We start from the raw sequence: 22557 nt of genomic DNA on the forward strand, positions 1-22557 counted from the left end.
TAAGAGACAGCCACCGATCTCTTCCGGTGGGGCGCCGCCGCCTGTGCTGGGGAGCTCGTCAGCCCTTCTGGCCCTTAGCCGCATCTGCGGCCCGCTGTGCGGCCACCATCCGGGACAGCTCGGCCTGCGCGGGATGGCGTGGTGCAGCGGTGAGGAACCCAGGTTCGCTGTCCAGCCACTGCTCTAGGGCCTCGCCGTCGGGCATGGCCCGCGGTGGCGGATCCTGGTGGACGTTGCTGGTCTGACAGCCGGGGCTGCTCAGGTGTGGGGTAAGTGCGTGCAGCGAGGTGATCCACTCAATCTCGGCCCGGAGGGAGAGCTTGCCCGGGTCGCCCGCGTAGGTGCGGACCCAGCCCAGGAAGAGGGCGGTCAAGTGCTCGATGATGTCCTCGTGCTGCTGCCAGCAGCGGGGAATCTTCGTATGCACCTTGGGGTGGGCCTTGATCAGCCACTCGTCGACCCAGCCGGTGAGCTCCATCAGCCGCGTCTCGCGCTCGTCGGACTCCATGGCCCGCCACACCCAGCGGGTGATCGGCTCGGGCTTCTGGCCGTTCACGGCCGCCGGGGTCGGCTCCGCCACGTCGGTGGGATCAGACATCGAAAGCCTCCACAGCTGACGGGGCGGACTTCGCCAGCGACGGAGGAGCAATCCGCGCCAGCCACTTGATCAGGTCCTCGTCCCGCCAGGTCAGGCGCATGTTCACCTTCACCGGCGGCAGGTTGCTGTACTGGGCGATGGCCGTGAACTTCGGCAGCTGCATCAGTTCGTGCACCGGGGCCAGGTCCGTCTCAACCGGGGTGGTCGACGAGGAGCTCTTCCCTCCGCCGGTCGACTTCGTTGTCCGCTCCACGTAGGTCCTGCCGTAGATGCCGGAGAAGTGGCGCAGGGTCTCCGGGTCACCGCAGCCCGGCAGCAGCATCCGCATACCCGAGGCGCTCAGCACCGTGTTGGCGGCGTCGTGCCCGAAGCGGGAACGCAGCTGAGACAGGTCGTGCCAGACGGTCAGAACTGTGATTCCCATGCCGCGGCCCGTGGTCAGGACCCCGGGCAGCTGCGGGTAGCGCAGCATGTTGCCGGCCTCGTCGACCATGACGCCCAGGCTGGGGGAGAGGGGCTTGCCGGTCTGGTTGTAGCGCATCTCCGCGCCGTGGATGATCGACGCGATGATGGCGGTCAGCAGCGGCGCGAACCGCTCGGCATCGCTGGGCGCGGCGACCAGGCAGACGGTGGCGTTCTCATCGAGCAGGTCCTCCACTGTGAAGTCGGTGCCCGACGCGGTTGCCCGTACCTCCTCGTCCCGGTACACGGATGCGATCACGTTCAGCGTGAACTGGACGGAGCCGATGCCGTCCTCGTGCAGGGTGACCCACGGCTGGGCGTAGTCCAGCGCGACCTCGGGGTACTTCGGTTCCAGGATCGCCTTGACGTTCTCAACGGCGTCCTTGCCCAGGGCGAGCCACTGGCGGAATGAGGTGATGCCGCCGCCGGTCAGGTTGGCCGCGAGCAGCAGGCCCTTGAGGATGCTGCGGGACTGGTCGATCCAGGGAGCGGCCCGCTTGTCGTGGCCGGAGGTGGACGCGTTGGCCAGCCACTCCGCCATCCGGTCCGCTGACCTGGGGTCTTTGGCGTAGTCGACGGGAGACCAGCGGGCGGTCCTGTGGCCCGGGAGCCCCGCGGGCGCGACGACGTAGACCGGTCCGAGATGGCGACGGCTCTCGTAGATCACGTCCAGGTCGGCGGCTTTCACCGTGGTCACGACGAGGGGCCCGCGCCACTCTGCGGCGTTTCCCAGCACGAGCCCGGTCGTTTTCGTCGAGCCCGGGGTGCCGAACACCGTGGCGGAGATGTTCGGTTCGGCGGCGAGGATCTTCTTCGTGAGCTGTCCCCGGCCAGCGGTTATCCGGTCGGGCCGGTTGATGGGGTCGCTGTCGACGGTCAGTTCCCGTTCTGTCTTCGCCCCGCCCCACTGGGCGCCGCCCAGGTTCTTCTTGCCACCGAAGGTGCGTAGCAGGAGAACGGTGCCGACGATCAGGAGCACGATGAAGACGGTGACCAGGGCCCAGAACAGCCACGCGGGAGGGGCTGGCCGGTAGGCAGCTGATGGCCCTTTCGCGATGGATAGCAGCACAGCTTCCGGCACGCTGCGGTTGGGCGTCAGCCACCCATGTCCAGAGAGTAGACCGGCCAAGGGCGCGGCCAGGAGGATCACGCCGCTCATGAGGAGCACGACGCCGAAGGCCAATCCTGCGAGGAAGGTGCTGTCATCCACCCTGCTGTCGGGCTTGGAGGACATCAGACCACCATCCGTTCGTCCGTCTCGAACAGGCGCCGCTCGGTGTGGGAGAGGATCAGCTGTACCGCATGGGAGGCGCCTCGCCCGACCTTCCACAAGGCTCGGCCTCTCTCGCCAGCACCCCATGAACCGATCAGCTGGCATTCGGCCTCGGTCAGGCCGATGGCCTCACGGGTCATGTGCAGGGGCTTTGTGTCCTGAGCGAGCTGGATCCTGGTCTCGCAGCTGGCGATCAGGTCCTTGGCGAGGGCGACGGCCTCGGAACCGGCCGCGCCGACCGCCTCGAAGTCGGAGAGGCGATGGGTCGCGAGAAGCTGGATGGTGCCTGTCGCCCGGGACAGACGCAGATCCGCGTCGATCTTGCGGACCATGGCGCTGCCGCCTGAGCGCATCTGTCGCCACAGCTCATCGCGGACCACCATCCACGGGCGCTCACCAGGCCGGTCGATCGCCGACTGGGCCCAGGACGACACACACGTCAGGACCATGGCGACGGTCTCGTCCCCGTACTGCTCCAGCGCAGAGATGTCGACGCTCTGAATCGGGGCGTCCCAGTCCAGGCCGATCGAGGTTTCCTGATCGAAGATGCCGCCGAGGTGACCGGTGATCATCCCGCCGAGAGCCGAGCGCAGTGATGCCATCTGCTCCCGCGCCAGCTGGATGTCCTCTCCGCGGACGCGCAGCTCCCGCGCCATCGTCTCGGTGGGGTCCTTGAGACGGTCGTAGACCAGCGGCAGGGTCGGCACCCGCAGACGGCTCTGCCCGTGCAGCTCGCCGGTGACCTCTCGGACGGCGATGTCCAGGCACTCCTCTTCCTGCGGCTGGAGGTTGCGCCGCAGCTGCAGCTCCAGGAGGGCTTTGAGGAGTGTCAGGCGGCGGCGATGGATCTCCTTCAGACGGGCGGTGAGCTCCCGACTGTCGGTGATCTTGTCCAGGTCATGGCCCAGAGGGCCGGCGTCCAGGGGATTGAGGCGGCCGGAGAGGCCAGGGCCGAGCCGGACCGGTTCCACCCCGAGGTGGTTGCACAGCGCCTGGTACTCGCCTTTGACGTCACCGGCGATGAGGGTGCGCGTGCCCAGGGCCATCATGCGGAAGCACAGCGCCTTGATGTGCGCCGACTTCCCCGACCCCGGGATTCCGGTGATCATCACGTTCGGATTCGTGGTCAGCCCAGCGCCGACCCAGGCCGCCGGGTGCGCGCTGAATGCCTGCATGGTCATCACGTCCCAGCCGATGTATACGCCGATCGGCGGCAGGCTCGCGGCATGCAGGAACGGGTAGACGCCGGACAACTGCTCGCTGGAGCCGCGGAAAACCTCGGCCTTGGCGAGCGAGGCGGCACGCCCGGCGAAGGGCTGAGGCCAGCCCTTCCGCGGGGCGATACGCATCGCCGCCTTCGGGTCTTCCAGAAGCCGGGCCCTGCGCAGCTCCCGGCCGCTGAGCTGAGGGGAGACGGGGCGGGCCTCGGCAGCGTCCACCAGGTCTGACAGAGGCGCGGATTTCAGCGCGGTGTCGGTGCCGCGGCGCCCGGAGAACAAGGCCATCAGATACCCACCCTCCGGTCGGGCAGCCCCTGCCCCAGCGGCAGGGCCGCGATGGCGAACGCATCGTCCTGCGCCCCCCAGGCCCGGCGCAGTTCCAGGCCCGCTTGCGAGGCATCGGCCTGGAGCTCGGCGCAGGCCGTTTCCAGCTCGGTGGCATCGGTGACCGTGACCGCCAGCAGGCACGTCAACCGCAGGACACCGTGGCCCGCGGCGCGGGCCACGTCCTGGTCTCGTGCCGCGACGTCCTCCCGGCGCTCGTCCTCCGACTCGGCCCGGCCCGTCTTCGCCCGCAACTGCCGGGCGGCATCCCGCTTCGCCTTCTCCCGCGCCAGCGTCTGGCGCGCCTGCGACGGGCCGATCGGCTCGTAGACCAGACTCAGCGACCGGCGGGCGTTCTGCCGGGGCCGGAGCAGCGGCTGGAGAAACGTGGCGTACACCTCGCTCTTGGGCAGGCCGCGCACCTGGTAGCTGACGGTCCATGCACCGTCATGCCGGTAGACGCCCCAATTGGTCTCCGCTGCCGCGGGCCCTGCCAGCTCGGGATCAACGCCCGGCTTGCTGCCATTCCACTCCGGATCCTCCGCCGCGGCATTGCGGCCGGCGAGTGCCAGTTGCGCCTCGGGGTCGTAGGCGGTCCGGATCGCCTGCGCGACTCCGCGTGGAGTCAGCCACTCCACGATGCTCAGTCCCGCGCTGGCGATCGTGGGCTGCATCGCATGCAGCTCGCGGACCAAGACCGCAGCCGCGCCCACCTGCCCGCCGCCAGCCCCCTTGATCGCCAGGCGGGCACGGGAGGAGGACAGGGTGATGGCCAGGTAGGTCTCGCGTGTGGTCGCGGCAGGCCCTGCGCTCATCATCAGCTCATCCAGCGCCTCGACCGCAGCCGCCGGCGCGTCGGGGGAGATGTGCCGCTCGGTCCACGACCGGAGGGCTGTGCCGTCATCCGGCAGGCTGCGCTGGTGCACCGAGATGCGGGTGATCGCACCGTCTTCCTTGCACTGGCTGCGCAGGAGCGTCTCCCACGCCTGGACGCGGGTGTTTTGGCGGTCGGTGTCGATCAGCGCCAGGCCAGGGAAGGTGACCCGGCAGATGGCGGTGTAGGTGTTGGCGACCGGGTTGTGTACGACGCCGAGCTGACCGCCGAGCCCGTCGGGGGCATCCAGCAGGTGCAGACGTGCCAGGGTGCCCGGCAGGTCCATCGGCTGGGCACCCTCCTTGGTCCGGGGTGCGAACACGCCGGAGAGGAAAAGGTTCTTTCTCGTAGCCACGGAAATCTGATGCCTAACTGCGAGGACGATCCACTCGTTTGCGCTCAGCCCCAGCACCCGCCCGTACGCCAGGAGCAGAAGAACAACCGACACGGGGAGGCAGATGATCGCCGACGCCCAGGAGCGGAGATAGATGGGGACGATCGCGGTGAGAGCACCCGCGGCCACGAGAACGAATCCCAGGCCGCTGAGGTTGCCCATGAACCCGGAGCGCTCTGACTGCCACCCGCTGTAGGTGGCTGACGGTTCTGCCGATACGGACATGGGCTAGCTCCCCTCCTCGGATGTCTGCTGGACCGGGGCGGGCGGGGGCGCTTGCGGCGAACTTGGCGGCGCGGGCGGGGGTGCCGATGGCGCGGAGCCGCCGCCGCTGTCGCGCTGGGGTACCACCGCGTGGCGGCCGCCTTGAGTTCCGGGCCCGAGACCGGCGTTGGCGGCGGTGTTGACTGCCGAGCTTTCCAGCGTGTCCTTGCCGACCGCGGCCAGCTGCAGGCCCATTCCGACGGTGTTCTTCAGCTGCGACCCGAAGGTGTCGTGTTTGGTCTGGCCGGACCGAAGCGTCCAGAACTTGCCCCCGGATCCCGCGCCGTTGGCGCTTCGGGCGTTCTCGCCCTCCAGGGCCTTGCTGTAGGAGGTGCCGCCGCCGGCCATGCCAGGGCCTCCCAGCGAGGGCTGATTGCCGCCGAACATCGAGGACACGCTTGACCCCAGGCTGCTGACCATCCCGGAGCCGGCACTACCGCCGTCGCCGCTGCTGGTGAAGGTCATGAACCTGGCCAGGGCAGGCCATGAGAATCCCGCGATGATAAAGATGATCAAGCCGACGATGATGTTGCGCACACCCTCGCCCTGGGACATGGCACCAAATCCGATAGCGAAGGCGAGAACAATGACCGGCTTCATCAAGATCAGCGTGATGAGCGCGTTCCGGGCCTTGGGCCACCATTCTTGCGTGGCATCCGACATCTGACCGGCCAGGGCGATCGGCATGGTGACAACGAGGATCATGATCCCTGCCTGCCGGACAAGCATCTCCACCCACAGGGCGCCCACAGCCAGGATGCACAGAATCGAGATAACGATCACGAATCCAATAGACCCTGCTACCACCCCGGATCCGGTGATCAGCGAAGTTCCAGCGCTGCCGCCGACCAGCCCGGCGAACATATTCCCCAGTCGTTCCTGCAGAGCCTTGGCGGCGTCATCACTGCCATCCCCGCCAAACGACTGGTTGATCACCGCAGTGCTGAAGGTATCGGACCACGTCAGTGCCACCTGTGTCGCCAGGACGTAGACGCCCAGAATCACACCCCACTTAGCGAGGCCGGTGACCGCTGTTACCAGAGGCCCGCCTCGCTGACTGACCGCGAGCTTGGCGAACTGAATCAGAAGCAAGAACGTTGCAATCAGAGCCGACAGGGCTGTGGTGATACCCATGACGCGGCCGATGCCGGTCTTGTCAAGGGAGATAGTGGAGACTTCGTTGAACTCGAATGCGAACTCCTGGAGGAGCCAGATGACCGACTTCCCGAGCTGCGACGCTGATTCTTCCAGAGCATCGGATGCGGCCTTGGAAATCTTGCCGGTCAGCCAGTCAATCGGGCCGATTCTTTTGAAGTGTGGGTGAGCTAGTATTGCTAGGGACAGGCACTGGTTGAAGCTGTTCTTTTTCTTTGTGACGCACTTCGTTATGTCTATGTCTAGCTCTCTGAAGCGTGCGGGGGTGTAGTCGACCTTTGCCTTCGCCCGCCACCTCTCAAGGGCCTCAACTTCGCGCTTGTAGTCTGCGCCCTTCCCGTTGCATGTCTGCCCCGGCACCTCACATTCTTTGGCTGCACGGCACCGGCTGCGCTTTTTTTTATCCGGGTCGTACCGATCGCAGTATTCTCCGGTCTTCTTGTCGATCCCCACCTTCTTTCCGGTCAGTTCCACCGGGATAGGGTTCGGAGGCTTCGCTGCCGCGAGTGCTGCCGGTGTGGAGCTGGCCAGGAAGATCAGGAGGACGGCCAAGAGTGTGCCGAGCCGGGCCAGGACTCTATTCACTCGCGACCTCCCGCCATCCATCCTGGAAGGCGAACGTGCTGTTCGGGTCGTAGGCGCTTGGGCCTCGCTTCTTCTTGACGTACTTGGGCTCTTCGGTCAGCTTCCAATCACCGTCTTGCCACTTGACGATGACGGAGGTCACCTCGTCCTTGAGGGGGGCATCGTCCGCCCCCTTGTCGGCAACCGTCGCGTACCGGTCGTAGACCATCCACACCACGACAACGTCCCCGGCATCATCCAGAGACCTGCTGAGGGATGCCTTGACCACAGTGGAGATGGTGATGCCGGCGGGAGTTCCACCTGACGGAGGAAGGCCAAGGTCCTCCCGCGTACTGCGCACCTGGGATATCCCTTGGTCAATGGATTCCATTGAGTCGCGGGACGTGACGGCGGTCAGCTGTCTCCGGGTGATTCCGTCATCGAGAATGTCCAGGTCCTGCCAGTAGTTAATCGCTGCGGACTCGGCGCCGAGTGACGAGTGCTCAAAGCCCACGCCAATACCATTCTTGGTCGTTGCGGGCTTCAGTAGGGGAGTCTGCGGACCGGTGGCAGGAGTGAACTTCTGCTGATGACTGCTGGACCGGCTAGGGGAGGGGCTGGTTGTCTCCTTGGTCGGCGAAGTATGGTCCGCCTTCTTCTCGGAGCTTCCGAAGGTGCCTACTGCGAGAACGCCCCCGCCGACCACTACAGCCGCGGCCAGGACGCTGATCCCCACCAGCCGCAACCGTGCCTTGCGCGCCTTGCTGCTGTATTCCACGGGAACTCGCTCAGTTCGTCAGGTTGTAGAAGGCGAGCACCAGGCTGCTGGTCACTCCGATGCCACCTCCGGAGACGAGGCTCCACAGGATGCCCTGCTTACCGCGGGCCGCGAGTGCTCCACGCTCGGTGTTGTGGCCGACTGCAACACACAGCCAGCCGACCAAGGAGCCCAGTACAGCCGCTGCGATCCCGAGACCCGCTGCCCAGCCCAGGATCGTGCTGGTCGACGACTTCAGAGGGTCGGGGACTGATGGTTCGTAACCCGGCACGATCGGATCCGGGGTTTCCGTCGGATCCTTCCCGGCGAGCAATTCGTTCATGATGTGAAGCAGCTGACTCATAGTGCAGATACCCTTTTGCAGATGGTTCGGACAAATTGATGGACTTGCGGTCAGTCGGTGCTGGGCGCCAGAGCGGGGACCGGGGCGGGAGGAAGTGGATCGCCCCACATGCTGTGCAGGGAGTCCAAGATCCTATGTGCAAGCTGGGTTCCGGCTCCGAGGGTGCGAGGCTTGAGGCGAGCCACCTGAGTCATCCCGTGGGCGCGGATATGCGGGTCGAATGGCACCATCACAACGCTGGAGACGCGGTCTTGAAGCATGGTGATGGCAGCTCTGACTGGTGCAGGAATTCGCCCCTCGCTCACCGCCACCACGGCCAAGACCATGCGCTGCAGCGGCAATCCGTCGGCTGCGGCCGCGGAGACGGCGGTTTGAAGCGCATGAACAGCCTGGCCGGTCGCGGCCGTGCACAGCACCGGGACCGAAAACGGCAGCGAGCACCAGGCCGCTGTCAGGCCGCCGTGTCCCTCGCAGCGCGCGGATACGACGTCATGGGCTACGGGATGAGAGGTGTCTGCCACGAGGGCCTGCCAGCCGCCGGCGGCGCCCAACTGATACCAGGCTTCCGGGGCATGGGGCAGGTTCAGCGGGGAGCTGCTCCATTGCTGGTGGTCGGTCAGCACATACCAGTGACGGTCTTCGGGACCCGCGCAGCGTGAGGCTGCCGCCAGCACTTGGCGGCGTGTGACGGGGCGGTCGGGAGGGATTGAGACCAGGCCAGCCCCTGCCTCCGCGGGCCACGAGGGCCATGGTGAGGAGAGCCGCAGCCCTGTATCCAGTACGGCTGTTGACCCCAGTTGCGACAGCGCGTAGGCCAGCAGCCCGGCGACTGTTGACCGGCCGCTTCCTCCGACGGCACCCAGCACGGGAACAGTGACACGTGCCTCTGCGGGCAGGGGTATCACGACATGCTGAGTCTTCTTGACCAATGCTCCCCCAGAAAAATATGTATCCGCTTCTACCCCCGCGGCATGCGCCAATCAAGTTGCGCGCCCGTCGAAGTCTAATCCGGTACAGATGCGTTAACTTGGGCCGCCTTGTGGTGGGGTCACGCCAACTGGCTTAGTATGCGGAGACTGCGGCAAGGATTTCATATAATTAGTGATCGATTGGGGTACATTGGTGCATCTGCGGGGGCGGGTGAACCGGTACGTGAGGTCTGCCTTTGATGAAGGGCGGGGGTGTGAGAATGGGCCCCTGTCTGCAGGCCAGAACCAACGGCAACACCAAGGGCGCCTGCTGCACTGAGGGGCAAGGGACGGCAAAGGGGCGGAGGGGACTTGAGAATCAAGCGCGGCTTGAGGTTCGGGGCTGCGGCGGTCGTGATAACCCCGCTGGCGCTGGGGGTCGGAGTGATTGTGTTCCTGGCGTCGACCGAGGAGGACGAGGCAAGCGGGCCTGAGTTCACCACCGGGGCGCTGAGGATTGGCCAGGAAGCAGTTCCTCCCCAATACGCGGGACTCATCAGCGAGGCTGCCGAAGAGTGTGACGCCGGACTTCCTGCGCCGGTGCTTGCCGCCCAACTCATGCAAGAATCACAATTCAACCCTCGCGCGGAATCGCCAGAAGTAGGCGCCCAGGGAATAGCCCAGTTCATGCCCGCCACATGGAAGAGTTCGGGCGTAGACGGAAATGGTGACGGAGAAAAGAACGTCTGGGATCCTGAGGATGCCATTCCGGCTCAGGGCAAGATGATGTGCGGTCTGCTGAAAACAGCCAAGAAGCACCCTGAATACAACGGCAGCCCGATCGAGCTCGCACTCGCCGGATACAACGCCGGATGGGGGCGTGTCATCGAGTACAGCGGGGTCCCTCCCAGAACCTTCGCTCAGGGACAGACCTACGACTACGTCAAGATAATCATGGCGAACGTTGACAAACTTACCACCGTCGACACAGTCGCCGCAGACACTCCAGGCAACGCCCCTGCCAAGATACGCAAAGCCATTTCATGGGCACTTGAACAAAAGGGCGGCTGGTATCACCTGGGAGGGGACTGCACAAACGCTCATGGCAAAGACCAACGCTTTTGGTGTGATTGCTCCTCGCTGATGCAACAGGCATACAAGGCCGCCGGAATAACGATCCCCCGCACCACATTCGACCAAGAAGACATCGGCCGCGAGGTGGACATCGACCACCCCAAGCCCGGAGACCTCGTCTTCAATCCAGGCTCCGACGGATCCGACGCCGAGCCCGGCCACGTCGGCATGTACATCGGTGATGGAAAGATCATCGAAGCACCGCGGACCGGAGTACGGACCCGCATCGTCACGTACGAGAGCTGGCGCAACTCCACCAGCAACATGACCCGGATCAGCAAAGTCATCCGGGTAGTGGACTGGTGACCACAAAACGATGAGGCACTCCATACACGACGACGATCAGCCGATGCGCCCGTGGGGCATCGTCACAGCAGATTTCTGGGCCGCCGGGCAGGATGCCGCCAGAAGCACCGAGGGGAAAGCCGCCGCTCAGGCCGAGCCACAGCACCCGCTCACAGCGGAGCGGCCGGCGCCTCCACCACCCCCGGAGGAGTACGGAGAGCGGATCGCGGCCATCACCGCCGCGTTCAATGACCCCGAGGATCAGGCGCTCCTCGCTTCGGCCGGCGTCGACGCAGAGAAGCTCGACGAGGAAATCACCGCTCGTTTCGGCTCGGCCCACACGCATACCATCAACGTCCGCGAACTGCGCGGTTGGATCGCCTACCTGATGGGCCAATCGGCAGTGGCCGCCCGCTGGTACCTGCACACCACGGGATTGCAGACGGCTGCCTGGGGACCGGATCACTCGATCACGCAAGGATCCGCACAGCGTGCCGCCCACACCTGGAGAAGCATCACGGACCGCACCGAGGCAATCGCGCTCGGCCCGGAACTGGTGGCCATGTTGGCGGTTGTCACCGGCGAGGACAGCCAGGCCTCCCAGCAAGTCCGCGCACGCCTGGACAGGATGGGAGCAAAACGGCAATAGCACTCGGTGAGGAAGCCCCAGCGCTGGAATCCGCCTCGGCCCGGTGCTGGGGGCTTTTGCTGTCCGCGCACGGAGCTGCGCGGGGAAGGGGAAGGCCGCGGAGGAGAAGACGAACCGTGCAGGTAGAGCCGGCCGAGCCGTTGGACGACCGGGCGCGAGACGAACGTCGCGAGCAGAGAAGTGCCACGAAAGTTCAAACAGCAGCTAGGGGAACTGTGGCGCGAGCGGACCGGAAGCAGCGGATCCGACCACGTACGAGGTCCGGTACCCAATCATGTCAACAGAGTTGACGCATCCCTCTTATAAATGTCAATCTGATTGACATGATGAAGGATCAGGAAGACGTTGCCCTGCCGGCCCGGCTGACCGTCCGCGAGACCACCCCCGACCAGGTGCCGCCCTTGCCGGACCCGCTGAAGGCCCGTCGCTACCTCGACACCGAGGGCCGGTACGCGGAGGGCGGCATCCACGCTGGCGCCGGGAAGTACCAACAGCTCGTGCTGCACGTGCGCACCGGGGAGTTCTATTTCCACTGCGACGACTGGCGCGTCGCCCGCAACCCGGCTGAGGAGCACTTCCCTCCGTCCGAGGGCCTGTGGGCCCCTTTCCACTGGTTGAAGGTCCCGGACGTCATCTGGTGGGTGATTGACGCGCACTTTCACATCGCTGAGCGCCCGTTCCTCACTCTCGACGAGGGCAACGCGTTCGCCCGCAAGGTCGCCCCGCTCGCCCAGACGCTGTTGGAGAACCTGCGGCCTGTGCCCGGCACCGACAGCTACGACTGGAGCCCGGAAGCCGCCAGCGCAGGCATGGACATCAAAGCCGCGTGCAGCCGTCACCAGCATCCGCCCAAGGGCTGTCGCCCGGAACTGGTGGACATGGCCGAGGCAGTGTCGGCCTACCCCGAACTCACCTCCGCCAGGTGGGTCACCCTCGACGACAAGCAGCTCGACCGGGAGGCCGAGCACCTCAACCGCTCCGGTCTGAGTCACAACCGAGCCATCGTCGAAGCCCTCGGCATCGCCCCCGACGCCCGCGACGCCTCACTCGTCGGCACCCGGGCATGGCTGTACGTGCACCGCGCCCAGGCCGCCGAGGGCCGCCGCATGCTGAGCGCCGCCGATTGGCTCGCGACGCATCCCGTGCACGTGACCGCCGACACCACCGACACCGAGCTGGAGGCCATGCCCGCCAAGGCCCATGCGGCCGCGGCCGCCGAGGGCGTCGTGTTGGTCGGCGACGCCAAGACCGCCGCGCACGAGCGCCGGACCCGGCTCCGCCAGGAGGTGCTCGACGAGCTGGCCGCCTACGGAGAAGCCCGCGCGGCCGCCGAGAAACAGGTGAAGGCCAGCCGGGCCGCGGTCTACGCCCGCTTGTACCGGGCGTTCGCGTGGGAGAGCCAGCATGGCCTTGACCTCAGTGACGCCGCGTTGGGCAGGCTTGCCCGCATGACCCGCCAAGCCGTCAATAAGCTCCACGAACCGCCCGGCGAGGCTGGCACCGATGAGGAGATCGCCCGTGCCTAACCCGAGCCCTGGCGCCGGTCACGACGCGCCACCAACCGCGCCAGGACAGATGAACGCGCTGCTCGACCGAGCCCTTACCGCCCGGGGCCTGGGCGGCACCCTGACATTCACCCACCATGAGGAAGGTGCAGTCGATGTCCGATGAGCTGTGGAAGTTGCTACGGGAGACCGCCGAAGTGCAGCGCATGATCGAGGCGCTGCGCCACAGTGACCAGGCCGGCACCACCACGCCGGAGCAGGAGCGCGAATATCTACTGCGCCGCGCCGTGCTCGCCCAACGGCATCTTGCGGCGGCAGAGCTCACTGGGAGCGACCCCGCCGACGCCGCATCGGACGCCCAGCGGACGGCGCTGACGCTGTGGGAGCACGACGCGCTTCACGGCAGCACGGGCGGCCCGATTCAGGCGACCGACCTGGCGTGGAACATCACCAACGTGCGCGAGTACGTCCGTCAGGAGGCTGTCGAAGCGGAACGGACTCAGAAGCCGAAGGAATGAGTCCATTGGGTGACGGTGTGGTGCCCCGTGCCCCGGCCGGGCGAAGCTCGGGTCAGCGCGACCGGGGAGGTGGGGGCCTGTCAGGCGGGGACGTACTCCAAAGTGGCGCGCACCTTGTCCTCAAGATGGCGGATGCATGAGTCGCAGACGGTGAGCGCGGCCTCTTGGCCGGCTCGCTCTACCACGCCAAGCAACAGCGTCGGTACGTCGATGCGCTCGCACCACAGCCAGCAGTCGGCGCGGGCCCAGCTCCGCCGCCGGGGCGTCGATCCTCCGCCACGTATGAGGGCGGCCAGGTGTTTGGCCTCCAGCCGCCGGAGACATGGCTCGCATGCGTACAACGGAGCATGCCCGACCCCATCCCACTGGACCGGTCCGAGCCAGAGCACCCGGACCGCGGTGCGCTCGCACAGCCAGCACTCGCCTGTGGTCCATCGCCTCGGCATGGAGGAGCCCCCTTTACATGTCGTGTCATGACGGCTCCGGCCGCCCTCCCGCGGGGGTCGGACGGACGGCCGGAGCCCTGGGCCCACTTCGGCCGGCGTCGGGCGCCGACCTGGTGGGCGGTCATGGGTGCGTGATGCCGTAGCCGAGCACGACCAGCAGCACGGCCAGGACCACCACGTACAGCACTTGTGCGGCACCGGGGGTCATTGCGGTGCCTCGCGTACGAGGTGAAGGTGCCGGCCGTCGCCACCCTGGGTGGTGCCGCTCCAGCACGGCCGGCAAGCCCAGCTGGTCCTGCACAGGCCGTTGCTGAATGACTCCCAACTGTCGACCGGCACAGGGTCCCGCGTGAGTCTGCCGCAGCGGCAGCACACCCACGCCGGGCCGAGCGCCTCGGCTTCAGCCAGTGGTCCGGCGACGTGCTCCACGGCCATGCGCAGCGTGCCCGGGTCAGTGAACATCCGGCTGGCTGACGGCCGGTGGATCCAACTGGTGCCGTCGCGCCACCCGCTGAATCCGGGCACGGTCAGCACGTCCCCGGCCCGGTAGACGACCACGCTCATCTGTTGCGCATCCGGCCAGATGTCAGCGCCGCCCGGCGGGATGAACCACACCAGATGTCCGAGTGCGGGGTCCTGCAAGACAGCGCCACTGTGATGACCGAGAGTCTTGAGGACCTGGTGGCCCCAGTCATCCGGCGTCGCGACGGCATTCCAGGTGTCGTCAGCTCTGCGTATGCCAATCGGAGCATCCGGCAGGAGGCTGGCGGGCACGGCCCCACTCATACGTTTCCCTTCGTTCGCCTGGTTTCCGACCGCCGAAGCTCGCGACCGGGGGCGGGCCGCTGTCAGGGGTGCGTCCGTCGGGGCCGGACAGACAGCAGCCCGCCGGCTATCGGGGTGAGGGCACGTACCCGCAGCGGCACCGCGCGCCGCGGCGTACGGACTGCAAGCTCACCTTGCGAGGGGCACCGCACGCTGAACACGTGACGGACCATCGAATGGAGGGCGAGCCGGGGTAATCCTCGTCCAGGTCGTATCCGGCCTGTCTCATCTCCCACTCGGCCGACTCGGCCTGCGCGCCCTCGTCCAAGGGAGGGGGCAACTCCTCGCCAGGAGCCGGACCAGTCAACGGGCCGCTACGGACCTCGTAGGAGTGACCTCCGAACAGCATGCCGAGGCTGATCCACTTGCGGTCGTCCCCAGTCCGGAGAATTTGAGTGTTCACAGGGTTCCCCTCCTTCAGGGGCGTTGTCGGATAGGTGGCCGGAATCTCTCAGGCCCGCCGGTGGCCGCTGACGCACTCGGCAGCTTCCTCCGCGAACCGGGCTCGCGCCCCCTCCAGGCAGACCGCAACCTGCTCGACAGGCACACCGGCGGCAAGGGCAGCTTCGAGACCGGGCCGCCGGGGCGAGATCTCCGCGCCGGTGTAGTAGAAGGCGAAGGCCGGCCCCTCTTCGATGATCAGGTCGTGGCCGTGGAGCGTCACCTGGGACAGGAAGCCAGCGGGGGGTATGACCGGCGCCTGCAAAGGCACCAGCAGGATTCGCGGGCCTCCTACCGAGCTCGCGAGGTGCTGGAGGTGGGCGAGCTGGTCCGCCATCACCGAGGGGTCGCCGAGGGGTCGGTGCAACACCATCTCGTCGAGCAGCAGTGTCACGGTCTGGCCGGTGTCACCGGTCAGCGGTCCAGGTGGCGGGATGCGGACCGGCACGTCAGCTCGTAGGCGTTGCGTCAGCGCGTCCACCGGATAGCTCGGGACTCGCGCTATCTCAGGTATGGCGTACGCGGTGTGGATGACCATGCTCTCCGCCTGACGCTGGCAGGCGTGGAGCCGGTCCAGCCACCCCGGCGCCGGGTCGAACATCACGTGTCGGTGTGTCTGGGAGTCCTGGAGCAATTGCTGCACCACGGCAAGACTGAGTGGCTCATCGATGCCGTAGCGCCCCATGAGCCCGATTGCATGCGCGGGCTGGTGCAGGCGGCCCGTCTCAAGGCGGGACACTGTGGCAGCTGAGCAGCGGATGGCCTCCCCGGCTTCCTGGCCGGAAAGCCCGAGGGAGAGGCGGAGGGCCCGCAGGTAGGCCCCCACGACCAGCGCCGCCGCGGCGGGAGCCTCGCCCTCACGCGGGAGGCGGATGCTGGTCTTGGACCGCGGGCTCACGCGTTCCCCCGCCGTGTACTCGTCAGCAGATGCAGGCTGCTCACGGGCTGCCCCGACTCACCGCTGCGGTACAGGCATTCGCTGATCACTTCACTGGCCGACGCCGCTTCGATCAGGGTTCTGCCATGGACCCGGCCCGGGGTTTTCGTCAGAGCCGCGACCGGACCTGAGATCGCCAGGACTCCCACAAGCCGCCTGCGACGCTGGTCCAATACCGGTGCCGCAACGGTGGCGACACAGTGGCCCTGGCCGCTGAAGCCCTGCGCCCAACCCCGGCGGCGCGTCCAGGCGAGCGTGTCGGCCGTGTAGGGGATGGTGCCGCGCGAGGGGCGACTGGGCCGGTCCGTCGGGCGCTGCCAGGCGAGGAACGTCTGTGTGACGGGATCGACTCGGAGTGGAATGGGTACGCCGAGCTGCAACTGGTGCGGTGCATGGAGGTCTAGGACCTCCGCGATGCAGACCCGCACGGTCCCGGTGGGACCGCAGCGCCGGAAGAGACGGACGGTAGACGCGCCGGTCGCATCTCGTAGGGCGGCGAGCCTTTCGGCCCCTGAGTCCGCCAGGGGAACGCCTCCGGCCGCAGCCGCCAGTTGGGCAATGCGTGGCCCCAGGGTGATCCGGCCGTCTTCCAGCCGGGCGACAAATCCATGACCAGTCATGGCCCGGATCAGCCGAGCCACGGTACCGCGCGGGATACCGGTAGCAGCGGCGATCTCGGACGGGGAGGCGGAGCCTCGCCCTAAGACGTCGAATAGGGCTGACACCCTGTCGAGGGCACCCACGCCAGAGCCCACGCTCTCAGGGGTGGCTCCAGGCAGAGCCTCGGGCGCGCCGGAGGCTCGGGGCACGGTCCGACGAATCACTGGACATCCTCCGAGGGGAGCGCGCATTCTGCCCAGACCCGCTTCCCCCAAGGGAGCGGATCAACGCCCCACTTCACGGCAAGCGCGTCCACGATGGCCAGGCCACGACCGCGCTCCTCGCTCGAAGTGGTAGTCCTCAGGACCGGCTTGGCGTGACTCTTGTCGACGACCGCGATGCGCACCCGGCATTCCCCGATGCGGGTGACGGTGAAGCGAATAGAGGAGCCGCGGGCATGGTTGATGGTGTTGGAGACGAGCTCGGAGGTGATGAGCATTGCGTCGTTGACGAGGTGGGGCAGGTGCCAGGTCTCCAGCACGGTCCGCACCAGCCGTCGGGCACGGGCGGCGGAATCTGGCTCACGGGTCAGGACTTCGGTGTAGGCCGGCGCTCCGATTGCAGAGGGTCGAGTGATAGCAGGTGACGGCCCGGCCATGGCGTTCACGCCGCCCCGCCCTGTTCGACGTATGTCTTCCAGGCCCCAACCGCCAAGCCGCGCGGGCCGCCATGCCGGTTCAGGAGTTCGCGGGGCTCGGGTGCTATGAGCCCCGGGCTGGTCACTGGCGTGGTTGCGGTAACGGAGGCGTCGGCAAGCGCCTGACGTCGCTTACGATCGTTGGCGGTTCTACGCATGGCCCGTCCCCGGCGTAGGTCTTCACGATGGTGTGTGAGGGACCGTACGAGGACGTAGTGTTTCAAGCCATGTGCGTAGCGTGGCAGTTCGCCACCGGTTGAGATGGAACTGCCACGGAGCGTGTCACCTACGCGCGAACTTCGAGGTGAGCGGCCATCACACGCATGTCACGCGTCAACGTCCGCTTTCGTGATTTCAGCAGGTCGCGCATGACGTACCGCGCCATCGGCTGATGCTTGAGCCAGTGGCCGGACGACCTTTTGATGCGGTTCAGTTCATCCATGGCATCCTGCGTGGATCCCAGCTTGGCATGTGCTTGAGCGACATCCAGGCGGTGCCGGTCCCAGTTGTTCGCACTGGGCTTGCCGAACTTCCGCAGCGCCTTCTGGGAGAGTAGACCTTCGTCCGCGCGGCGGAGCACCCCCCGCGCGTCCCCGGCGATCGATAGGTCCTCGACAGCCTTCAACTCAGCTGTCACGGGGCCGAACGTGGTCCAGTGCGTCCGGTAGTCGACGTGTTCCTGGTCGAGGGCACTTGCGGCAGTGGCGGCCATGCGCCGAGCTTCGGTCGCCTCATCGGGCCGGTTGTTCCGAACGGCAGCGGAAGCAATCCGGAGCGACAGCTCCCCCCAGGCCGCGAGCTGCCCTGGGGCGGCGGAGGAGATCCGAGGCTCGATCTGTCCCGCGGTGACGGTGGCCAAGTGCTCGCTCTCATCGAACCGGTCCTGGCGTAGGAGGAGCCAGCACATGCCGATTACCCCCGTCGCAGCACTGAGCGTCTGTCCTGCTTCCCGAGCCAGCCGGATGCCCTCGGCGAGCGCCTGATACGCCATGTCGTACTGCCGTACCTGGGTCAGGTACTTGCCGGTGAGCAGTAGAGCTTGAGCATGCACGGTGGATGCCTGCTGCTGTTCCTCACCCTGCGCCGCGGCGGTGGCGGCCTCTGCGCCGCGCAGCAGTCCGGGCAGCAGCCGCGCGACCGAGTCGTAGCGATCGGCATGGTAGAGGGCGTGCCCGTCATCGATGCGTCGGCGAAGCTCCGACAGATCCTCGGCCTCGCCGGGGTCGGCCAGAGTCTCGTCGATGCCAACCGGCGGCATCAGGGCGCGCCGGAGTTGTGCGAGCATCTGACGGTTGGCCTCATCCCCCACCACAGGGTTCGGGGCATCAACGGCGAAGAGGGTGGAGGTGGAGACGCCCAATGCTTGGGCGACGTTGTGAAGTGTCTCCACTCGGGCCTGGCCGCCCTGCTCGATTTTACGGATGACCGACACCGACAGGCCGGCGTCGTGGGCGAGCTGCTCCTGACTCATGCCCGCGGCGCGCCGATGCGCACGCACGTTGTCTCCCAAGCCTGATGAAGTGTGCGGCATACTGACTCCGTTCTGAACTCGACACTCAGACGGTACTCCCGGCGCACTCGGGATTACAGCGAACGACCCCCGACCATCCGGCGGGGGTCGTCGTGTTGTACGGCTGTTCGGCACCCAGATCCGGAAGGCTGCCCAGGGCACCTGTGCCTCAAGAGCAGGTTTGTCCGTGAGCTCCTCCGCCAACCTGAACCTCATGGAACCGGGAGCCTCGGAATGCACAGCGGCTTGCCCATGTACTGGGCCGACCGCACGGCCCATGTAGAAGCTGGCTGCTATGCGTATGAGGGCTCCTTCGGCTCTGTGGCCGCTTCGGCGTCTGCCTCCTCAGCCGTGCCCTGCCGCCTGATGGCCGCTGCTGGCGTCTCCGGCCCCTGGACGTCGTCACTAGGAGAAGTGGAAGCCGTCGCAGGAGCGGAAGCCAACCCGGGCTCAGCCGCACGCTGCCGCTCGGTCTCATCTCTCACCTGACGCAACGCGGGCAGCAACTGCTTGACCGCAGTGCGCACCGCTCCATCCTTCATCAGCCCTTCCCCATTCCGCTGCCCGGCTTGCCGACCGAGCTTCTGGTTCGCCTGGTAGGCCGCTGCGTTGCTGGTCTGAGCGCTGTCGGAGAGGACCCGGAGGTCACCCTGACGGATCTGCTCGGCGAGTGCGAGGAACAGCTGCTCCTTTTTGGTGCGAGGCTGGGCGGCGGGATTTGGAGCGGAGACTGGCCCCGAGGAGACGGGAGTCGCTGCAGTGGCGGGTGCTGCTGGCTGCGGAACTGGATCGGCGATCGGAGCCGGAGCAGCTGCAGCGTCCGGGGTAGGAGCGGCGACCGACTCCGAAAGGGTGAGAGCCGCCGCAGCGGCGGCCGGCACCGGCTGGACTGATTGCCGCAGTGCGGCGGTGGGAGTTGGGACCTGCCGAGGCACCAGGCCTCCAACCGACGGCGGGGCGGTCGCGGCGTCCAGGGTTGGAGCAGGGGCCGGTGCCGCGGGGGTGGGTATCGCAGGGGCGGGGGGCGGTGAATCGGCGGCGGTCGGGACCGTCAGCCTCTCCGCAGTGGCCGAGTCCGGTGCGGGGGCACTCGGCTGGGCGGCAGGCAACTCCTGCCGCTGGGGGAGCGGAGGGAGTGGGGCCCTGGAGCCGGGGGCCCGCACGTACTGGAGAGTGCCATGCAGGTCGGCACGCCACTTCTTCCACATCTGCCAGGGGTAGCCGACGAACGGCACCCACAGGAGCAGGCTGTACCCGCGCTCGACGCTCTTCTTTTCCTTCCGCTTCGGGTACTTCCCGAGGACCAGCTGCTCCACCTTCTTCAACAGCGTCTCGAGGAACACCGCGTACACCAGCGGCGGGATGACCGCGACGAGCCGCCCGCCGAGCGAGGCGGTCTCACCCGGGGCATGCGGGGCGTGCAGCAGGTTCATCGTCGCGCTCGCCACGATGAACGCGACCAGATAGAAGCGCGTCAGCTGGCTGGACCTGGCTGTCAGCGCCTCGAAAAGTCGCAGCAGCGACAGGCCGAGCGCTCCTGCGTCCAGGAGAAGGGCGAAGCCGGTCGCAGCAGACCACGAACCGCCGTTGCGGTCGAAGGCGTATGCCTTCTGCGCGCCGAAACTCAGCCACGCCGCGATCCCTGCGATACAGAAGATGATGACGAAGGCCACCGCAAGGCTGATCACGGCCAGGCGCCGACGCCAGGTCTTGCGTCGTTCCTCGGCCAGCCGTTCGCGATCCTCGACGGACATCTTGTCCTGTTCGCGGCTGCGGCGTGAGCGCAGGACGAGCCCCACTGTGGCGAGGACGCAGAGCGCGGCAAACCCGATGCCGGCGGGGAGCATGAACTTCTCGACGCTCATCAGCGGGGCCCCTTCCCCCAGCATGCGGCCGCGCCTTCGGGCCTGCTGGGCTTGCGACTGGCGGCCGCCGCCTGGTGACGCATGGACTCTCCGATCATCGGTCTCTGGAGCTCAGGTGTCATAACCCTAGGAGGTCGCACCTCCAGCCTCCGATACCGCAGCATCCTCTTCCAGCTCTGTACCCCCACCAGCCCCGAGGCGGATCGCTTCGTCGACCTCTGGCTCCTTCGGAGGAGAACGGAGACAGGTCTGAACTGACCCGACCGGCTAGATGCAAGCGCATCACGCAAGTGACGCGGAGGGGAGGCACGCCAATCTGCGTGACTCCCCTCCGCACGTCAACACGAGCTACCGCTTCTTCAGTTCTTCCTCAGCGGCCGTGGCGATGGCCTGCGCCGAAGCAAGGATGGCCCTGAGCGTGTCCGTGCGAGCGTGAGGCAGCAGGCCACCCTCCACGAAACCCACGCACATTCCGTCGAGCATGTCGGATGCCTGGGCTGCCTGCTCGGCGGACAGGTCGAGGGTGCTCTGGCCCTGGTCGCCGTCTGTTGCCGCGGACGCTTGGCGGCTCTCAGGGATTCCAAAATTTTGGAATCCGTCCTCGGGGGCACTATCGGATGCCTCCCCGGTGAGGACTCCCTCCCTGGGGGATGAGTCCGTGGGCTCGATGGGGTCCTTCCGCTTGGCCGGTGGCAGTAGTTGCCGGGGCGTGAAGAGGGTTTGCAGCTCTGGCGCCTTTGTGGCGGGAGTTTCGCCCGTGGCGAGGTATGTGGCGAGGTTCTGGACAACGATGGCCGTGACCTTGAGCCCGCGCTCAGCCCCGTACAGGCGTAGCTCGTGGTACTGCAGCGCTGCCACTTCGTGGCCTCGTTGCTGGGCGACGTCGACCAGGGCGCGGACGTGGGAATCCGGGGCAGGACGGTCGCAAGTCTGGGCGATCTGCGCGGCCAGACGCCATTCCTTGATCTCCAGGTAGGCGGCGGACTCGCTGATGCCGTCCCACTCGTCGTTCAGATACTCCTGGCGTGTGCGGGTCCCGTCCTCGCCTCGGAACAGGCGCCGACGGAAGGCGGCCTCCAGCGCCTTGCCGCGCATCCACCGCGCGTTCTGGTGGTTGTCGCGGGCGGCGTGGATACGCTCCAGATCCCGCTGTTCGCGGGTGTCCAGGGGGCCCGTACGGTCGAGGTCCGCGGGCTCGGGGATGAGTTCGGGTACGAAAGCATGGGCCCGGTCCCGCCGCCGGCCGACATCTCCGGAGGTCATGAGGTGCTCTGCAGGCCGGGCAGGTGTCCCATCTGGGCAAGTTCGGTGACCAGGGTGTCGTACGGCGCCCTACGCTCAGGTTTGTCACAGAGAGCTCCGACTGCGGAGGCGATGCCCTCTCGCCGGGGGATGCGGGTCGTCAGTACGACCCACCGGGGCTCTGCGCCGGTCTCGCCTCCGCTGCGCAGGAGCTCGGCGTACTTGGCCGGGCTGGCGGAGCTGGCCTGGCAGCGGTTCAGGAGGACGACGGTCGTGGGCGGCTGCCCGGAATCACGAAGGGCAGCACTGCGCTTGATCAGCTTTGCGAGGGGTGTTCCCCGTTCCGGGCGCGTGAGGCGATCGTAGTCAGGTTTCGTCGGAGATACCGTCACGATGGCAAGGTCCGCGACTTCGAGGACGCTGTCCACGATGTCCGGGTGATTCTCAGCGTGGCCGGCGTCGACCAGGTTGATGCGGCTGTGGTCCATGGTGGAGTAGACGGTTTCGGCAAAGGCGGGGGTGTCGGCCTCGTACACCTTGCACGGGAAGTCGTCGACGTCGCGGGCCCACGCGGCCAGCTGGAGGGATTCGTCTGCGTCGTAGCAGGTGACGGGGTGGCCAGCCCGTGCCAGCGCATAAGCCAGTAGCCCCGTGTTGGTTGTACCGCCCATAGTTCGCGGCTTTAGGCTGGCAATCAGCATGCGCGCCACCATATGCCCGGCTCCCCCAGCCGGTCGATGACCAAA

General features: G+C 66.9%; 21 protein-coding genes. 4 read left to right on the forward strand and 17 right to left on the reverse strand.

All coding sequences use genetic code 11. The annotated features are described in order from the left end of the window. Positions 1 to 58: 58 nt before the first annotated feature. The 8 genes from ACFV2X_RS42845 to ACFV2X_RS42880 are packed head-to-tail and all read right to left on the reverse strand — an operon-like array spanning position 59 to position 8923. Entirely contained in the window at positions 59 to 598 is a 540-nt protein-coding gene (locus ACFV2X_RS42845) for a hypothetical protein (protein ID WP_385626841.1), read from the reverse strand. Continuing rightward, positions 591 to 2294: a type IV secretory system conjugative DNA transfer family protein gene (locus ACFV2X_RS42850; protein ID WP_385626843.1), complete on the reverse strand. Its 1704-nt coding sequence runs from the start codon at positions 2292 to 2294 to the stop codon at positions 591 to 593. The genes ACFV2X_RS42845 and ACFV2X_RS42850 overlap by 8 nt, the downstream gene beginning before the upstream one ends. Then, entirely contained in the window at positions 2294 to 3838 is a 1545-nt protein-coding gene (locus tag ACFV2X_RS42855; RefSeq protein WP_385626845.1) for a type VI secretion protein, read from the reverse strand. Before ACFV2X_RS42855 ends, ACFV2X_RS42850 begins: the two co-directional genes overlap by 1 nt. Next, positions 3838 to 5370 (reverse strand): SCO6880 family protein, encoded by a 1533-nt coding sequence (locus tag ACFV2X_RS42860; protein WP_385626846.1) that lies wholly within the window; start codon positions 5368 to 5370, stop codon positions 3838 to 3840. The genes ACFV2X_RS42855 and ACFV2X_RS42860 overlap by 1 nt, the downstream gene beginning before the upstream one ends. 3 nt (positions 5371 to 5373) lie before the next feature. After that, positions 5374 to 7149: a hypothetical protein gene (locus ACFV2X_RS42865; RefSeq protein ID WP_385626848.1), complete on the reverse strand. Its 1776-nt coding sequence runs from the start codon at positions 7147 to 7149 to the stop codon at positions 5374 to 5376. Next, positions 7142 to 7906: a hypothetical protein gene (locus ACFV2X_RS42870; RefSeq protein ID WP_385626850.1), complete on the reverse strand. Its 765-nt coding sequence runs from the start codon at positions 7904 to 7906 to the stop codon at positions 7142 to 7144. The genes ACFV2X_RS42865 and ACFV2X_RS42870 overlap by 8 nt, the downstream gene beginning before the upstream one ends. A 10-nt stretch (positions 7907 to 7916) precedes the next feature. Beyond that, positions 7917 to 8249, reverse strand: a complete 333-nt coding sequence (locus ACFV2X_RS42875; RefSeq protein ID WP_385626852.1) for a hypothetical protein — start codon at positions 8247 to 8249, stop codon at positions 7917 to 7919. A 50-nt stretch (positions 8250 to 8299) separates the two neighbouring features. Then, positions 8300 to 8923, reverse strand: a complete 624-nt coding sequence (locus ACFV2X_RS42880) for a hypothetical protein (RefSeq protein ID WP_385626854.1) — start codon at positions 8921 to 8923, stop codon at positions 8300 to 8302. Positions 8924 to 9529: 606 nt separating this feature from the next. On the opposite strand from ACFV2X_RS42880, the gene ACFV2X_RS42885 reads away from it, so the two are divergent. The 4 genes from ACFV2X_RS42885 to ACFV2X_RS42900 all read left to right on the forward strand — a co-directional run bounded on the left by ACFV2X_RS42885 (position 9530) and on the right by ACFV2X_RS42900 (position 13248). After that, positions 9530 to 10597, forward strand: coding sequence for an NlpC/P60 family protein (locus ACFV2X_RS42885; protein ID WP_385626856.1), 1068 nt, complete (start codon positions 9530 to 9532; stop codon positions 10595 to 10597). A 10-nt stretch (positions 10598 to 10607) separates the two neighbouring features. Beyond that, on the forward strand, positions 10608 to 11225 hold the full coding sequence (locus tag ACFV2X_RS42890) for a hypothetical protein (protein ID WP_385626857.1): 618 nt from the start codon (positions 10608 to 10610) through the stop codon (positions 11223 to 11225). 323 nt (positions 11226 to 11548) lie between these two features. Then, the gene (locus ACFV2X_RS42895) at positions 11549 to 12751 is read left to right on the forward strand and encodes a hypothetical protein (RefSeq protein WP_385626859.1); all 1203 of its coding nucleotides are present in this window, start codon (positions 11549 to 11551) and stop codon (positions 12749 to 12751) included. A 134-nt stretch (positions 12752 to 12885) separates the two neighbouring features. Next, positions 12886 to 13248 carry a hypothetical protein gene (locus ACFV2X_RS42900; RefSeq protein ID WP_385626861.1) on the forward strand — a complete coding sequence of 121 codons (363 nt, stop codon included), beginning with the start codon at positions 12886 to 12888 and terminating at the stop codon, positions 13246 to 13248. A gap of 80 nt (positions 13249 to 13328) precedes the next feature. Here the strand turns inward: ACFV2X_RS42900 and ACFV2X_RS42905 are convergent, their stop codons facing one another. From ACFV2X_RS42905 to ACFV2X_RS42945, 9 genes are all read right to left on the reverse strand, one after another. Then, positions 13329 to 13694, reverse strand: a complete 366-nt coding sequence (locus ACFV2X_RS42905) for a hypothetical protein (protein WP_385626862.1) — start codon at positions 13692 to 13694, stop codon at positions 13329 to 13331. A 204-nt stretch (positions 13695 to 13898) separates the two neighbouring features. Further along, positions 13899 to 14336, reverse strand: coding sequence for a hypothetical protein (locus ACFV2X_RS42910; RefSeq protein ID WP_385626864.1), 438 nt, complete (start codon positions 14334 to 14336; stop codon positions 13899 to 13901). A 634-nt stretch (positions 14337 to 14970) separates the two neighbouring features. Continuing rightward, positions 14971 to 15858, reverse strand: a complete 888-nt coding sequence (locus ACFV2X_RS42915; protein WP_385626866.1) for a Scr1 family TA system antitoxin-like transcriptional regulator — start codon at positions 15856 to 15858, stop codon at positions 14971 to 14973. Next, positions 15855 to 16748 (reverse strand): helix-turn-helix domain-containing protein, encoded by an 894-nt coding sequence (locus tag ACFV2X_RS42920; protein ID WP_385626868.1) that lies wholly within the window; start codon positions 16746 to 16748, stop codon positions 15855 to 15857. Before ACFV2X_RS42920 ends, ACFV2X_RS42915 begins: the two co-directional genes overlap by 4 nt. Then, positions 16718 to 17155: an ATP-binding protein gene (locus tag ACFV2X_RS42925; protein WP_385626983.1), complete on the reverse strand. Its 438-nt coding sequence runs from the start codon at positions 17153 to 17155 to the stop codon at positions 16718 to 16720. Before ACFV2X_RS42925 ends, ACFV2X_RS42920 begins: the two co-directional genes overlap by 31 nt. A 325-nt stretch (positions 17156 to 17480) precedes the next feature. Further along, positions 17481 to 18725, reverse strand: a complete 1245-nt coding sequence (locus ACFV2X_RS42930; RefSeq protein WP_385626869.1) for a helix-turn-helix domain-containing protein — start codon at positions 18723 to 18725, stop codon at positions 17481 to 17483. Between the two features lie 272 nt (positions 18726 to 18997). Further along, a complete protein-coding gene (locus ACFV2X_RS42935) occupies positions 18998 to 20569 on the reverse strand; it encodes a DUF2637 domain-containing protein (protein WP_385626871.1) in 1572 nt (523 codons plus the stop codon). Between the two features lie 348 nt (positions 20570 to 20917). Beyond that, on the reverse strand, positions 20918 to 21832 hold the full coding sequence (locus ACFV2X_RS42940; protein WP_385626873.1) for a hypothetical protein: 915 nt from the start codon (positions 21830 to 21832) through the stop codon (positions 20918 to 20920). Further along, on the reverse strand, positions 21829 to 22512 hold the full coding sequence (locus tag ACFV2X_RS42945) for a plasmid partition protein (protein WP_385626874.1): 684 nt from the start codon (positions 22510 to 22512) through the stop codon (positions 21829 to 21831). The genes ACFV2X_RS42940 and ACFV2X_RS42945 overlap by 4 nt, the downstream gene beginning before the upstream one ends. Positions 22513 to 22557: the final 45 nt, after the last annotated feature.

It is taken from the genome of Streptomyces sp. NPDC059679, from assembly GCF_042734105.1.
GTDB lineage: Bacteria > Actinomycetota > Actinomycetes > Streptomycetales > Streptomycetaceae > Streptomyces.